We start from the raw sequence: 14,597 nt of genomic DNA on the forward strand, positions 1-14,597 counted from the left end.
GTTCGTTCGTACGACGGTGGAGCGGGGACTCAGGCCCAGCGCTCGGACGCGGGGGTGAAGGTCAGCTCGCGGTCACCGGTGTAGATCTGCTTCGGGCGGGCGATCTTCTGGTCCTTGTCCTGCACCAGCTCCGACCACTGCGCGAGCCAGCCCGGCGTGCGGCCGATGGCGAACAGCACCGTGAACATCTCCGGCGGGAACTGGAACGCCTCGTAGATCAGGCCCGAGTAGAAGTCGACGTTGGGGTAGAGCTTGCGCTTGACGAAGTACTCGTCCTCGAGCGCGATCTTCTCCAGCTCCAGTGCGATGTCGAGCAGCGGGTTGGTGCCGGTGACCTCGAAGACGTCCTCGGCGGACTTCTTGATGATCTTGGCGCGCGGGTCGTAGTTCTTGTAGACCCGGTGCCCGAAGCCCATCAGCCGCTCGTTGCCGTCCTTCACCCCCTCGATGAAGGCGGGGATGTTCTCCTTGCTGCCGATGCGCTTGAGCATCCGCAGCACGGCCTCGTTGGCGCCGCCGTGCAGCGGGCCGTAGAGGGCGCCGATGCCGGCGGAGACCGCCGAGTAGGGGTCGACCTGCGAGGAGCCGACCGAGCGCACCGCGTTGGTCGAGCAGTTCTGCTCGTGGTCGGCGTGCAGGATGAAGAGGACGTCGAGGGCCTTGACCAGGCGCTCGTCGGCCTCGAACTTCTGCTCGCTCATCTTGAACAGCATCGACAAGAAGTTGGCGGTGTAGCCGAGGTCGTTGTCGGGGTAGACGTAGGGCTTGCCCTGCGCGTGGCGGAACGACCAGGCGCCGAGGGTCGGCATCTTCGCGATCATGCGCACGATCTGCATGTGCCGGTTGTCGGCGTCGCTGATGTTGCGGGCGTCGGGGTAGAACGTCGACAGGGCGCCGACCGAGGCCATCAGCATGCCCATCGGGTGGGCGTCGTAGCGGAAGCCGTGCATGAAGTTCTTCACGTTCTCGTGCACGAACGTGTGGTAGGTGATCTCGTGCACCCAGGCGTCGTACTGCTCCTTGGTGGGGAGCTCGCCGTGGATGAGGAGGTAGGCCACCTCGAGGAAGTTGGACTTCTCCGCGAGCTGCTCGATGGGGTACCCGCGGTACTCCAGGATGCCCTTGTCGCCGTCGATGTAGGTCACCGACGAGCGGCACGAGGCGGTGTTGACGAACCCGGGGTCGTAGGTCGCGAGTCCGGGCTGCTCCTCATCGAGGCGGATCTGCCCGAGGTCCTTGGCCGCGATCGTGTTGTCGGTGATCGCGATGTCATACGTCTGACCGGTCCGATTGTCGGTGACAGTCAGGGAATCCTTGGCCGCAACGTCGGTCACGTCGGCTCCTGTTCATACGTCTTTGTACGTCTGTGGGGTCCCCTCAACCTAGACCGGCGTCCGCAACGACCGCGAATCAGGTGTCCAGACAGAGGGACGCCCATGATCCCTGCACGCCGTCACCGGCCGGCGACGCGGTGGGCGACGCGGGCGATGCGGCTGGTGCGACCCAGCCCCGCGTCCTCGCGTCGGTCGGCGGTGCGGTAGAGGCCGTACAGCGCGTGCACGCCTGCCCACCGCAGTGGCTCCGGCTCCCACCTCCGCACCCGGTGCCCGGACCACGGGAGCCGGGTCAGGTCGGTGTCGTGGCCGAGCACGAGGTCGCGCAGGGTGCGACCCGCCAGGTTGGTGGCGGTCAGGCCGGAGCCGACGTAGCCGCCGGCGTGGCCGAGACCGGTCGCGGGGTCGTACGCCACGCTCGCGCTCCAGTCGCGCGGGACGCCCAGCACGCCGCACCAGGCGTGGTCGAGCCGCACGCCGGCCAGCGACGGGAAGAGCGTCGTCAGGGTCGAGCGCAGCGACTCGACCGTCTGCGGCTGGGTGCGGCCGTCGACGTCGGTGCGCGAGCCGAAGCGGTAGGGGACGCCGCGCCCGCCCATCGCGATGCGCCCGTCGGCGGTGCGCTGGGCGTAGCAGTAGGCGTGCGCCTCGTCGCCGAGCAGCTCCGCGCCGCTCCAGCCGATCTCGTCCCACCGTGCCCGGTCGAGCGGCTCGGTGACGACGATGGCGGAGTTCATCGGCAGCCAGTCGCGGCGGTGCCCGGGCAGCCCGGCGGTGAAGCCCTCCAGGCAGCGCAGCACCACCGGCGCGGTCAGGGTGCCGCGGTCGGTGACGACCGTCCCGGCGGTGACCGACGTGGCCCGCGTGCCCTCGTGGATCCGCACGCCGCGCGCGCGGACGGCGCGCGCGACGCCCGCCACCAGCCGGGCGGGCTGCACCCGCGCGCAGTCGGGGTCGAAGTGCCCGGCGACGGCTCCGGCCACCCGGACCCGCTCGGCCACCTGCGCCGCGGTGAGCTCGCCGCCGAGCCGCCGGCGCTGGGCCTCCGAGCGCGCGACGGTGAGCACGCCGCTGCGCACGATGTCGGCCTCGATGCCCTCGCGGGCGGCCACGCCGATCACCTCGCCGACCGTCGAGCGCAACGCCTCGCGCAGGCGTCGTACGCCGTCCTCGCCGGCCACCGCGGCGTAGGCCCGGGGGCTGCCGGCGAGCTCGCTGGAGAGCCAGCCGCCGTTGCGCCCCGACGCCCCGAACCCGGCGAACTGCGCCTCGACGACGCGCACGTCGAGCGTCGGGTCGGCCTCGGCGAGGTAGAAGGCCGTCCAGAGGCCGGTGAGGCCCCCGCCTACGATGGCCACGTCGCACGACGCGTCGCCGGCCAGTTGGTCGGTGGGGGAGGGCAGCCCGACCTGCTGCCACCAGAAGGACACGCCGCCGTTGCGCACGCGCCCATTGTGGTGCCCCGGCGTTTTGACCGCCCCGCGGGCGGGCCGTAGTCTTGATGGTCGCGACTCCTGCCGCGTCCGCTCCCTCCGGGACCGGGTGCAGATCCGGACGTCATCCTCCCTGAGTCGGGGGAGCGATCCGGGCCGTGTTCGTCAGAAGCCGCAGCAGCACCAGCCGGCCCTCGTCCGAGGGCCGGGACCAACGAACCAGAACGGGACACCGCCGTGCGCACGTACAGCCCCAAGCCCGCTGACATCCAGCGTGAGTGGCTCGTCATCGACGCCACCGACGTGGTCCTGGGCCGCCTCGCCGTCCAGACCGCCAACCTCCTCCGCGGCAAGCACAAGCCGACCTTTGCTCCTCACATGGACATGGGCGACTTCGTGATCATCGTGAACGCCTCCAAGGTGTCGCTGTCGGGGTCCAAGAAGACCACCAAGATGGCCTACCGCCACTCCGGCTACCCGGGCGGCCTCTCGGCCACCCCGTTCGGCGAGCTCCTCGAGAAGGACCCGCGCAAGGCCATCGAGAACGCGGTGTGGGGCATGCTCCCCAAGAACAAGCTCGGTCGCCAGATGCTGAAGAAGCTGAAGGTCTACGGAGGCCCCGACCACCCGCACCTGGCCCAGCAGGCCACTCCCTTCGAGATCACGCAGATCTCCCAGTGACGACTGAGGACGCACAGATGACTGAGAACACCACCGAGGTCGAGGAGACCTTCGAGACCGACGCCGAGGGCGTTGCCTACACGTCCGAGAGCGACGCCTCCGCGGACTCCCCGGCCCGCCCGGCGACCATCGCCCCCGGCGCGGCCACCGGCCGTCGCAAGGAGGCCGTCGCCCGCGTGCGCATCGTCCCCGGCACCGGCGAGTGGACCATCAACGGTCGCTCGATGGACAGCTACTTCCCCAACAAGCTGCACCAGCAGATCGCCAACGAGCCGTTCGTCGAGCTGCAGCTCGAGGGTCGCTTCGACGTGATCGCCCGCATCCACGGCGGCGGCATCGCCGGCCAGGCCGGCGCCCTGCGCCTCGGCGTGGCCCGCTCCCTCAACGGGATCGACACCGAGGCCAACCGCCCCGCGCTCAAGAAGGCCGGGCTGCTCACCCGCGACGCCCGCGTCGTGGAGCGCAAGAAGGCCGGTCTCAAGAAGGCCCGCAAGGCCTCGCAGTTCAGCAAGCGCTGATCCAGCCTGCACCTCGAGGCCCGCACCGTCCTACGACGGTGCGGGCCTCGTCGCATGTGCGGCCTCGGTGGCGCGTCAGGCACCGACGGCCCGTAGGCTGCCGGGCCATGACGCGACTCTTCGGCACCGACGGGGTCAGGGGCCTGGCCAACGCCGACCTCACGGCCGAGCTTGCCCTCGACCTCTCCGTCTGTGCGGCGCACGTGCTGGCCGACCGCGGTGAGTTCGAGGGGCACCGGCCCCTGGCGGTGGTGGGCCGCGACACCCGCATCTCCGGGCAGTTCCTCGAGGCGGCGGTCGTGGCCGGGCTCGCCTCGGCCGGCGTCGACGTGCTGCTGCTCGGCGTGCTGCCCACCCCCGGGGTGGCCTACCTGACCGACCGCCTCGGCGCCGACCTCGGCGTGGTGCTCTCGGCCTCGCACAACCCGATGCCCGACAACGGCATCAAGTTCCTCGCGCGCGGCGGGCACAAGCTCGACGACGTCATCGAGGACGCCGTCGAGCGCCGGATGGGCGAGCCGTGGGAGCGGCCGACCGGCGGCGACGTCGGCCGCGTGCGGGCCTACGACACCGCAGTGGAGGAGTACGCCGCCCACCTCGAGAGCACGATCAGCCATCCGCTGGCCGGGCTCACGGTGGTGCTCGACTGCGCCGAGGGGGCGGCGCACGCCGCAGGCCCGCGTGCCCTCGAGGACGCCGGCGCGACCGTGATCGCGATCCACGCCGACCCGGACGGCATCAACATCAACGACAACTGCGGCTCCACGCACCTGGAGTCGCTGCGCGCCGCGGTGGTCGAGCACGGCGCCCACGCCGGCTTCGCGCTCGACGGCGACGCAGACCGCTGCCTGGCCGTCGACGCCGAGGGCAACGTCGTCGACGGCGACCAGATCCTCGCGATCCTCGCCCTGTCCATGCGCGAGCAGGGCAAGCTCGCCAAGGACACCGTCGTCGCGACGGTGATGAGCAACCTGGGCTTCGTGCAGGCGCTGCGCGCGGCCGGCGTCGGCGTGCGCCAGACCAAGGTCGGAGACCGCTACGTCCTCGAGGCGATGCGGGTCTCCGGCTACAACCTCGGCGGCGAGCAGTCCGGCCACGTCATCCTCAGCGACCACGCCACCACCGGTGACGGCATCCTGACCGCGCTGCACGTGCTGGAGCGGATGGCGACCACCGGCAGGTCGCTGGCCGACCTCGCCTCGGTGGTCCACCGGCTGCCGCAGGTGCTCCTCAACGTCTCGGGCGTCGACAAGTCGCGCGCCGACGAGGACGCGGTGGTCGCCGCGGCCCTCGCCGAGGAGGAGGCGCTCCTGGGCGACCGCGGCCGCATCCTGCTCCGTCCCTCCGGCACCGAGCCGATCGTGCGGGTGATGGTCGAGGCCCCCAGCGAGGACGAGGCGCAGGACGTCGCCTCCCGGCTCGCCGAGGTCGTCCGCCGGGAGCTCGCGCTCTAGCCGTACTGATCGAGCACGTGGGTCGAGATCGTGTGACGACGCGATCTGAATGAGGTCGGCAGGCGAAGACCACCGGGGTTGAGCGGGGATGTCCCCGCTCAACGGCCCGGATCCGGGTGTCCTAGCGGGGACGGGGCGTGTGTAGTGGGCCAGCCAGACTCGCGCGGGAGCGTGGCGGTGCTGGAGCGGGGATGTCCCCGCTCAACGGCCCGGATCCGGGTGTCCTAGCGGGGACGGGACGTGTCTAGTGGGCCAGCCGGCCTCGCGCGGGAGCACGGCGGGCGTCGAGCAGCGCCGTGCGCAGCCAGCTGCGGAGCGGTGAGTCGGTCGTCATCCGACGACCCTGCAGCAGCGTGACGCCGGACGCACGCCGTTAATCGGGGTGAACCGGCAGGCCCCGCCGACTACCGTCGCCGCCGTGGGCGTCGACATCGAGCAGATCGACCCGCGCAACGAGGCGGCCCTCCGCGCGTGGTGGGAGGTCGGGCGAGCGGCGACGGCCGAGCGGCCCGGCATGCCGTGGCCGGTGTGGGAGCAGAGCCGGGTCGCCCTGCCGGCGCCCAACCCCGAGCGGGGCGTCACGATCGTCGGGGCGATCCACGGCCGTGAGATGGTCGGGGCCGGCCTGCTCACCCGGACGCTCAAGGACAACCTGCACTCCGCCATGGCGTTCGTCTACGTCCGCCCCGACCGCACGCGGCAGGGCATCGGGCGCCGGCTGGCCGAGGAGCTCGAGGTCGTGGCCGCGGGCGACGGGCGTACGACGATTCAGGGGGAGGCCTACGTCCCGCCCGGCGGGTCCGGCCCGGCCGAGCACTTCGCCCGGGCGATGGGCTACGACGTCGCCAGCCGCGAGTCGATCAAGGAGCTGGCGCTCGCTGACTTCCGCGCCCGCCGCGACGAGCTGGTGGCGACTGCGCCGGTGCCCGACGGCTACCGCGTCGTCACCTTCGACACCGTGTGCCCCGAGGAGCACCTCGCGTCGTTCGGCCGGATCCTCGGCATGCTGATGTCGGAGATCCCGCTCGGCGAGCTCGACCTCACGGCGTCGGACTGGACGCCGGAGCGGATCCGCGAGGCCGAGCAGCGCCAGGTCGCGATCGGCCGCCACGTCCACACGGCGTTGGCGATCGCACCGGACGGCTCGGTGGCGGGTGTCTCCGACGTACGCGTCGACGACAGCGACCCGGCCCACGGCCAGGTCGGCATCACCCTCGTCGACCCGGTCCACCGCGGCCGCCGGCTCGGCCTGGCGCTCAAGGTCGCCACGCACGACCTCGCCCTCGCCACCCATCCCGGCCTGGTCTCCCTCGACACCTCCAACGCCGAGGTCAACACCTGGATGAACGCCGTCAACGACGCGCTCGGCTACCGCACGATCGAGACGCTGCTGGAGCTGCAGAAGCGGCTCTGAGGCCACTCAGAGCTTGCGCAGCCGCACGTAGCGCACGGAGTGGTCGGCGTCCTTGCGGAGCACCAGGTTGGCGCGGGAGCGGGTGGGGGCGACGTTCTGCACGAGGTTGGGCCCGTTGGTCGAGTCCCAGATGCGGGTGGCCTGGTCGACGGCCTCGTCGTGGGAGAGCGCGGCGTACTTGCGGAAGTAGGACGCCGGGTCGCGGAAGGCGGTCTCGCGCAGCCGCAGGAAGCGGTCGACGTACCACCGCTTGATGTCGGCCAGGGCAGCGTCGACGTAGACGCTGAAGTCGAAGAAGTCGCTGACCGCCAGCCCGGTGCGTCCGTCCTCGCGGACCCGTGCGGGCTGGAGGACGTTGAGGCCCTCGATGATCACGATGTCCGGGCGCTTGACCACGACCTTCTCGTCGGGCAGCACGTCGTAGACCAGGTGGGAGTAGATCGGCGCCTCGACCTCGTCGCGGCCCGACTTGATGTCGATGACGAACTTGAGCAGCGCCCGGCGGTCGTAGGACTCCGGGAACCCCTTGCGGTGCAGGATCCCGCGGCGTTCGAGCTCGGCGTTGGGCAGCAGGAAGCCGTCGGTGGTGACGAGGGCGACGTTGGGGTGCTCGGGCCAGTGGGCGAGCATCTGCTGCAGCACGCGCGCGGTGGTCGACTTGCCGACCGCCACCGACCCGGCGAGGCCGATCACGAACGGCGTACGCGGCGGGGTGACGCGGTGCAGGAACTCCTCCTGCTTGCGGTGCAGGCGCGAGTTGGCCGCGACGTAGAGGCTCAGCAGCCGCGAGAGCGGGAGGTAGACCTGCTCGATCTCGCGCAGGTCGAGCTGGTCGCCCAGACCCCGGAGACGGGCGACCTCCTCGCGCGTCAGGGTGGTCTCGGCCGTGCCCGCCAGCTGCGCCCACGCCGCCCGGTCGAGCTCGACGTAGGGGGAGGACTCGCCGCCGTTGGAGGGCGCGCTGTCCTCGGGCATGGGTGCGATTGTGGCACCGCCGCTGCGTCGGGCCGCGCAGCACCCTGCCGATAGACTCCCGGCCCATGTGCGGAATCGTCGGGTACGTGGGTCCCAGGCCGGCCCAGGGCGTCATCATCGAGGGACTGCGGCGCCTGGAGTACCGCGGCTACGACTCCGCCGGCATCGCGCTCGTCGACGCCGGGTCGATCGTGTCGGAGAAGTGCGCCGGCAAGCTCGCCAACCTCGAGAAGGCGATCATCGACTCCCCGCTCCCGGCCAGCACCACCGGCATCGGGCACACCCGCTGGGCCACCCACGGCCCGCCGACGGACCGCAACGCCCACCCGCACCTGGGCCGTCAGCGTCGCGTGGCGCTGGTGCACAACGGCATCCTCGAGAACTTCGCCGACCTGCGCGCGCGCCTGGAGGCCGACGGCATCGAGATGGCCTCCGACACCGACACCGAGGTCGCGGCGCACCTGTTGGAGGAACAGCTCGAGACCGGCGTCGACCTGACCGTCGCCATGCAGAACGTCTGCCGCGGCCTCGAGGGCGCGTTCACCCTCGTCGCCGTCGACGCCCACGACCCCGACCGCGTCGTCGCGGCACGCCGCAACAGCCCGCTCGTGGTCGGCGTCGGCGAGGGCGAGAACTTCGTCGGCTCCGACGTGGCCGCCTTCATCGAGCACACCCGCGAGGCGCTGGAGCTCGGCCAGGACCAGGTCGTCACGATCACCCGCGAGGGCGTCAGCGTCTCCGGCTTCGACGGCACCCCGGCCGAGGGCCGCCGCTACCACGTCGACTGGGACCTCTCGGCCGCCGAGAAGGACGGCCACGACTGGTTCATGCGCAAGGAGATCTTCGAGCAGCCGCGTGCCGTCGCCGACTCGCTGCTGGGCCGCCGCGGCGCCGACGGGCACCTGCAGCTCGACGAGATGCGCCTCTCCGACCAGGACCTGCGCGACATCGACAAGATCATCATCATCGCGGCCGGCACGTCGTTCTACGCCGGCATGGTCGCCAAGTACGCCATCGAGCACTGGTGCCGGATCCCGGTCGAGGTCGAGCTCGCCAGCGAGTTCCGCTACCGCGACCCGATCCTGACCAACGCCACCCTGGTGGTCGCGATCAGCCAGTCCGGCGAGACCGCCGACACGCTCCAGGCCATCCGGCACGCCCGGGCGCAGCGCTCCAAGGTGCTGGCCATCTGCAACACCAACGGCTCGACCATCCCGCGTGAGTCCGACGGCGTCATCTACACCCACGCCGGCCCCGAGATCGGCGTCGCCTCGACCAAGGGCTTCCTCACCCAGCTCGTCGCCTGCTACCTCCTCGCGCTCTACCTCGCGCAGGTCAAGGGCACCCGCTTCGGCGACGAGATCTCCCTGGTGATGGACCAGCTCGACGAGATGCCCGGCCACGTCGAGACCGTGCTGGAGAAGGCCGAGCAGGTCTACGCGCTCGCCCGCGACCACGTGGACAACCGCTCGGTGCTGTTCCTGGGCCGCCACGCCGGCTACCCGGTTGCGCTGGAGGGGGCCCTCAAGCTCAAGGAGATCGCCTACCTGCACGCCGAGGGCTTCGCCGCCGGCGAGCTCAAGCACGGGCCGATCGCGCTGGTGGAGGAAGGGCTCCCGGTCCTGTGCGTCGTGCCGCCCCGGGGCCGCGACCACCTGCACAACAAGATGATCAGCGGCATCCAGGAGGTCCGCGCGCGCGGCGCCCGGACGATCTGCCTGGCCGAGGAGGGCGACACGACCATCGTCCCCTACGCCGACGAGCTCATCACGCTGCCGCAGGTGCCGGTGCTCCTCCAGCCGATCCTGGCCGTGGTGCCGCTGCAGCTGTTCGCGTGCGAGCTCGCCACGCTGCTCGGCCACGACGTCGACCAGCCCCGCAACCTCGCCAAGTCCGTCACGGTCGAGTAGACGCATGCCGGTCATCGGCGTCGGCATCGACGTGGTCGACATCGACCGCTTCACGCAGTCCCTCGAGCGCACCCCAAGGCTGCGCGGTCGACTGTTCACCGAGGCCGAGTCGGTGCGTCCTCCGGCGTCGCTGGCCGCGCGCTTCGCGGCCAAGGAGGCGATGGCCAAGGCGCTCGGCGCGCCCGTCGGGATGGCCTGGCACGACGCCGAGATCGTCTCGGAGGAGACCGGCCGGCCGCGCTTCGAGATCCGCGGGACGGTCGCCGCGCGCGCCGAGGCGTTGGGGGTCGTGCACGTGCACGTCTCGTTGTCGCACGACGCCGGCATCGCCTCGGCCGTGGTCGTGCTGGAGTCCTGAGGAGTCGCGATGCTGCGTGCCCACACCGTCGAGGACGTACGCCGCGCGGAGGCCGCCGCGATGGCACGCCTGCCCGAGGGCGCACTCATGCAGCGCGCCGCGGCAGGCCTGGCAGCCGCCGTCCTCGACCTGCTCGGCGGGGGCTACGGCCGGCGCGTCCTGCTGCTGGTCGGGCCCGGCGACAACGGCGGCGACGCGCTGTGGGCGGGTGCCCGGCTCGCCGCCCGCGGCGCCTCGGTCGGGGGTCTGCTGCTCGCCGACCACGCCCACGAGGCGGGCCACGCCGCGCTGCTCGCCGCCGGGGGGCGTACGACCCGGAACGCCGACGACCTCGACCCCCACCCCGACGTGGTGGTCGACGGCATCGTCGGCATCGGCGGCCGGCCCGGGCTGCGGCACGACGCGGTGGCGGCGCTCGAGCGGTTCGCCGGCGTGCCGGTGGTCGCGGTCGACGTGCCGTCCGGTGTCGACGTCGACGGCGGCACCCTCGACGGCGCGCAGGTGCGCGCCGACCTGACGGTCACCTTCGGCACCCACAAGGTCGCCCACCTCGTCGACCCCGCCTGCCTGGCCAGCGGGGCGGTCCACCTCGTCGACCTCGGCCTCGACGACGGCGACCTCGGCGCGCCGGCGGTGGAGGCGCTCCAGCCGGCCGACGTCCGCCGCCTGCTGCCCCGGCCGGGACCCACCGCGCACAAGTACACCCGCGGCGTGGTGGGCGTCCGCGCCGGGTCGAGCACCTACCCCGGGGCCGCCCTGCTGGCGGTCGCCGGCGCCGCGTGCGGCCTCACCGGGATGGTGCGCTACGTCGGCCCCGACGAGGTCGCCGCCGCTGTCCGCAGTGCGCACCCGGAGGTCGTGGGCGACGGACGGGTCCAGGCCTGGGTCGTGGGCCCCGGGGGCGGCGACGACGCCGAGGCGATGGTCGCCGCGGCCCGCTCCGACGACGTGCCCGTCGTGGCCGACGCCGACGCACTGCGCCACGTCGATGGCCGCGCGCCTGGCTGGGTCCTCACCCCGCACGCCGGCGAGCTGGCCGCCATGCTCGGCCTGGAGCGCGCCGAGGTCGAGGCAGCCCCGCTCGAGCACGCACGCCGGGCGGCCGACCGCTTCGACTGCGTGGTGCTCCTCAAGGGCCACCACACCCTCGTCGCCGACCCCGGCGGGCGGGTGCGGGCCACCACCACCGGCGTGCCCTGGCTCGCCACCGCCGGGGCCGGCGACGTGCTCGCCGGACTCATCGGCGCGCTGCTCGCCGCGGGCCTCGATCCCTTCGACGCCGCGTCCGTGGGCTCCTGGCTGCACGGCGCCGCAGCGACGCAGGCGTCCGGCGACGGACCGCTCACCGCGGGCCGCGTCGCTGACCAGATCCCGCGCCTGGTGCGTGACACGCTCGCGGGTTTGGGATGATCGTCCCATGAGCGATCCTGTGCCGCCACGCGCCGAGATCGTCGTCGACCTCGCCGCCGTGCGCCACAACGTGCGCATCCTCAAGGACCTCGTCAACGTCGACGGCCCCGTCGCGCTCATGGTGGTCGTCAAGGCCGACGGCTACGGCCACGGCATGGCCGAGGTGGCCGCGGCCGCCCGCGATGCCGGGGCCGACTGGCTGGGGGTGGCCACCATCGAGGAGGCGCTCGCCCTGCGGGCCGCCGGCGACTCGGGCCCGCTGCTGTGCTGGCTGAGCGCCCCGGGCGACGACTTCGCGGCCGCCGTGGCGGCCGGCATCGAGGTCACCGCCTACTCGCTGGCCGAGCTCGAGGAGATCGCCGCCGTGGGCGCTGCCCGCGTGCAGCTCAAGGTCGACACCGGCCTCTCCCGCGGCGGCGCGCCCCGCGCGGAGTGGTCCGAGCTGTTCGCCAGGGCGAGCCTGCTCGAGCGCCAGGGCCGCATCACCGTCACGGGCATCTGGTCCCACCTCGCCGCGAGCGACGAGCCCGAGCACCCGGCCAACGACGCGCAGGAGGCCGCCTTCCGCGACGCCCTCGCGCTGGCCGCCGAGGCGGGTCTCGACCCGGACGTGGCCCACCTGGCCAACTCGGCGGCGGCGGTCCTGCGTCCGTCCTCCCACTTCGACATGGTCCGCTGCGGCATCGCGGCCTACGGCCTCGACCCGGCACCCGGCGTCAGCCCGCTCCTTGGCCTCCGGCCGGCGATGACGGTGCGGGCCCGCCTGCTGCTCAGCAAGGAGGTGCGGGCCGGCGACGGCGTCTCCTACGGGCACACCTGGCACGCCGAGCGCGACACGAGCGTCGGCGTCGTGCCGGTCGGCTACGCCGAGGGCGTCCCGCGGGCAGCAGGCAACACCGCCGCCGTATGGGTGGGCGACTCGCGACGCCCCGTCCGGGGACGCGTGTGCATGGACCAGCTGGTGATCGAGCTGCACGGCGAGCTGCCGCCGCCCGGCACCGAGGTCGTCCTCTTCGGTCCCGGCGACGCCGGTGAGCCGACCGCGCAGGAGTGGGCCGACGCGGTGGGCACGATCAGCTACGAGATCGTCACCCGGATCGGCGGCCGGTTCGTCCGCCGGCACGTCGACGGCGACGAGCCCGGAGGGACCGCACCGTGAGCGTCAAGGGCCGCGTCTTCGGCTCGGTCGTGGGCGCGGCGGGCCTGGCCGCCGCCGCCGGCGCCGTGGGCATCGCGCGCCAGAACCGCGTCATCGGCAACCGCGCCGCCGGGGAGACGGTCGCCTTCGGCGAGCTGCACAGCCCGCCGCGGGTGGTGGTCGCCGACGACGGCCTCGCCCTGCACGTGGAGATCGACGAGCCCGCCGACTTCGGCGGCCGCGCCACGACCGACGACGACCTCACCGTGGTGTTCGTGCACGGCTACTCCCTCAACCTCGCCTGCTGGCACTACCAGCGCGCGGCCTACCGCGGCCAGGTGCGCACCGTCTTCTACGACCAGCGCAGCCACGGCCGCTCCGCGCGCTCCGACGAGAAGCACTGCACGATCGAGCAGCTCGGCCACGACCTGCGCCGCGTCATCGAGACGACGGTGCCCGGTCCGTGCGTGGTGGTCGGCCACTCCATGGGCGGGATGAGCGTGATCTCGCTCGCCCAGCAGCACCCCGACCTCTTCGGCGACAAGGTCCGCGGCGCCGCGCTGATCTCCACCACGGCCGGAGGCCTCGACCCGGGTCGCATCCTGTTCCCGATGCTGCCGCTCGGCCTCGGCGGGCGGTTCGTCGGCCGTGCCGTACGCACCCTCGACCGCGGCCACAAGGCCGTCGACCTCGCGCGGTCCTGGGGCCACGCGGTCGCCGACGTCATCACCGACCGCTACGCCTTCGGCGACGACGTCCCCGCCTCGCACGTCGAGTTCGTCTACTCGATGCTCGACGCGACGCCGTTCGCGGTGGTCGCGGACTTCTACCCCGCCTTCGCCACCCTCGACCACTTCGACCACCTCGCGCCCCTGGGGCAGGTCCCCACCTCGATCATCTGCGGCACCGCCGACAAGATCACCTCCGTCGGTCACAGCCGCAAGCTGCACAGCCGGATCCCGGGCTCGAGCCTGCTCGAGTGCGAGGGCGCGGGCCACATGGTGCTGCTCGAGCGCCACAAGCAGGTCACCGCCGAGCTCGACGACCTGATCTCGCTGGCCCAGGGGCAGGACCTGTCGTGAGCCTCGTCGTGCGCAGGGTCGGCCCCGAGTCGGCCGCCGACGTGCTGGCCGTGGTGCGGGAGGCCTTCGGTGCCCGCCCGGCCCTCGACCCGCCGGCGGACGCCCTGGGCGAGGACGTCGACTCCCTGCGGCGCCTGCTCGCGCGCCGGGGTGGTCTGCTGGCATGCCTCGACGGGGAGCCGGTCGGCTGCGTTGTCCTCGACCCGGGGCCCGACGGGCTGGTGCTCCGCCGCTTCGGCGTGACACCGGCGGCGCAGGGCAGGGGAGTGGCCACCGCACTCGTCGAGGCGGCCGTGGAGGCGTCCGCCGGGCGGTCGGCGGTGCGGGTCGTCGCCCGCGAGGAGCTGCCCGGCACCGTCGCGTTCTGGGAGGCCCACGACTTCGTCGTCACGGGCGGCGCGAGCCCCTACGTCGAGCTCGCGAGGTGGCTGGGCACGTCGTTCGACGCCCCCGACGCGGAGACGATGCGCCGGCTCGGGGCCCGGGTCGGCGCCAGCCTGGTCGCCGGCGACCTGGTGGTGCTCACCGGTGAGCTGGGCGCCGGCAAGACGACGTTCACCCAGGGCCTGGGCGAGGGGCTCGGCGTGCGCGGCGGCGTGACGTCGCCGACGTTCGTGATCGCCCGGGTGCACCCCGCGCTGGGGGACGGGCCCGATCTCGTGCACGTCGACGCCTACCGACTCGGCGGCCTCGACGAGCTCGACGACCTCGACCTCGACACCTCCCTCGACACGGCCGTGACCGTCGTCGAGTGGGGGGCGGGCCTGGCCGAGGGGCTGGCCGAGTCGCGCCTCGAGGTCGTGATCGAGCGGACGGTGGGCGACGCGCCGGCCGACGACGGGGCCGACCCGCGCCGGGTTTCGCTGCGCTGGATCGTCGGACAGTAGCCT

At 72.8% G+C, this 14,597-nt stretch carries 13 protein-coding genes; 10 read left to right on the top strand and 3 right to left on the bottom strand.

What is annotated here, in order from left to right; all coding sequences use genetic code 11:
- Positions 1-29: 29 nt before the first annotated feature.
- Together AC54T2_RS08470 and AC54T2_RS08475 are read right to left on the bottom strand one after the other, a co-directional pair.
- Positions 30-1,334 carry a citrate synthase gene (locus AC54T2_RS08470; RefSeq protein ID WP_186342409.1) on the bottom strand — a complete coding sequence of 435 codons (1,305 nt, stop codon included), beginning with the start codon at positions 1,332-1,334 and terminating at the stop codon, positions 30-32.
- Positions 1,335-1,453: 119 nt separating this feature from the next.
- Positions 1,454-2,779, bottom strand: a complete 1,326-nt coding sequence (locus AC54T2_RS08475; RefSeq protein WP_496665954.1) for an NAD(P)/FAD-dependent oxidoreductase — start codon at positions 2,777-2,779, stop codon at positions 1,454-1,456.
- A 225-nt stretch (positions 2,780-3,004) separates the two neighbouring features.
- Between AC54T2_RS08475 and rplM the strand changes: the two genes are divergently transcribed.
- From rplM to AC54T2_RS08495, 4 genes are all read left to right on the top strand, one after another.
- Positions 3,005-3,448, top strand: a complete 444-nt coding sequence (rplM, locus tag AC54T2_RS08480) for a 50S ribosomal protein L13 (protein ID WP_186342407.1) — start codon at positions 3,005-3,007, stop codon at positions 3,446-3,448.
- A gap of 17 nt (positions 3,449-3,465) precedes the next feature.
- Complete coding sequence (gene rpsI / locus AC54T2_RS08485) at positions 3,466-3,966, top strand: 30S ribosomal protein S9 (protein ID WP_186342406.1); 501 nt, start codon at positions 3,466-3,468, stop codon at positions 3,964-3,966.
- A 107-nt stretch (positions 3,967-4,073) separates the two neighbouring features.
- A complete protein-coding gene (gene glmM / locus AC54T2_RS08490; protein ID WP_496665955.1) occupies positions 4,074-5,420 on the top strand; it encodes a phosphoglucosamine mutase in 1,347 nt (448 codons plus the stop codon).
- A 418-nt stretch (positions 5,421-5,838) separates the two neighbouring features.
- Complete coding sequence (locus tag AC54T2_RS08495) at positions 5,839-6,834, top strand: GNAT family N-acetyltransferase (RefSeq protein WP_496665956.1); 996 nt, start codon at positions 5,839-5,841, stop codon at positions 6,832-6,834.
- A gap of 6 nt (positions 6,835-6,840) precedes the next feature.
- Here the strand turns inward: AC54T2_RS08495 and coaA are convergent, their stop codons facing one another.
- On the bottom strand, positions 6,841-7,809 hold the full coding sequence (gene coaA / locus AC54T2_RS08500; RefSeq protein ID WP_186342403.1) for a type I pantothenate kinase: 969 nt from the start codon (positions 7,807-7,809) through the stop codon (positions 6,841-6,843).
- A gap of 65 nt (positions 7,810-7,874) precedes the next feature.
- Between coaA and glmS the strand changes: the two genes are divergently transcribed.
- Genes glmS through tsaE form a run of 6 tightly spaced genes read left to right on the top strand, consistent with a single transcriptional unit; the run spans position 7,875 to position 14,594 of the window.
- Positions 7,875-9,719: a glutamine--fructose-6-phosphate transaminase (isomerizing) gene (gene glmS / locus AC54T2_RS08505; RefSeq protein ID WP_496665957.1), complete on the top strand. Its 1,845-nt coding sequence runs from the start codon at positions 7,875-7,877 to the stop codon at positions 9,717-9,719.
- A 4-nt stretch (positions 9,720-9,723) separates the two neighbouring features.
- Positions 9,724-10,077: a holo-ACP synthase gene (locus tag AC54T2_RS08510; protein ID WP_186342401.1), complete on the top strand. Its 354-nt coding sequence runs from the start codon at positions 9,724-9,726 to the stop codon at positions 10,075-10,077.
- A 9-nt stretch (positions 10,078-10,086) separates the two neighbouring features.
- The gene (locus tag AC54T2_RS08515) at positions 10,087-11,487 is read left to right on the top strand and encodes an NAD(P)H-hydrate dehydratase (RefSeq protein WP_496665958.1); all 1,401 of its coding nucleotides are present in this window, start codon (positions 10,087-10,089) and stop codon (positions 11,485-11,487) included.
- 7 nt (positions 11,488-11,494) lie between these two features.
- Complete coding sequence (alr, locus tag AC54T2_RS08520) at positions 11,495-12,646, top strand: alanine racemase (RefSeq protein ID WP_489975847.1); 1,152 nt, start codon at positions 11,495-11,497, stop codon at positions 12,644-12,646.
- Complete coding sequence (locus AC54T2_RS08525; RefSeq protein WP_496665959.1) at positions 12,643-13,707, top strand: alpha/beta fold hydrolase; 1,065 nt, start codon at positions 12,643-12,645, stop codon at positions 13,705-13,707. The genes alr and AC54T2_RS08525 overlap by 4 nt, the downstream gene beginning before the upstream one ends.
- Complete coding sequence (gene tsaE, locus AC54T2_RS08530) at positions 13,704-14,594, top strand: tRNA (adenosine(37)-N6)-threonylcarbamoyltransferase complex ATPase subunit type 1 TsaE (protein WP_496665960.1); 891 nt, start codon at positions 13,704-13,706, stop codon at positions 14,592-14,594. The genes AC54T2_RS08525 and tsaE overlap by 4 nt, the downstream gene beginning before the upstream one ends.
- The last annotated feature ends 3 nt before the right edge of the window (positions 14,595-14,597 follow it).

Source organism: Nocardioides sp. Z35_8, from assembly GCF_059621125.1.

Bases quoted from the DNA above. Each gene is read 5' to 3' on its own strand.
- AC54T2_RS08510 (WP_186342401.1), top strand. From the start codon at position 9,724: ATGCCGGTCATCGGCGTCGGCATCGACGTGGTCGACATCGACCGCTTC.
- rpsI (WP_186342406.1), top strand. From the start codon at position 3,466: ATGACTGAGAACACCACCGAGGTCGAGGAGACCTTCGAGACCGACGCC.
- glmM (WP_496665955.1), top strand. From the start codon at position 4,074: ATGACGCGACTCTTCGGCACCGACGGGGTCAGGGGCCTGGCCAACGCC.
- glmS (WP_496665957.1), top strand. From the start codon at position 7,875: ATGTGCGGAATCGTCGGGTACGTGGGTCCCAGGCCGGCCCAGGGCGTC.
- alr (WP_489975847.1), top strand. From the start codon at position 11,495: ATGAGCGATCCTGTGCCGCCACGCGCCGAGATCGTCGTCGACCTCGCC.
- coaA (WP_186342403.1), bottom strand. From the start codon at position 7,809: ATGCCCGAGGACAGCGCGCCCTCCAACGGCGGCGAGTCCTCCCCCTAC.
- AC54T2_RS08515 (WP_496665958.1), top strand. From the start codon at position 10,087: ATGCTGCGTGCCCACACCGTCGAGGACGTACGCCGCGCGGAGGCCGCC.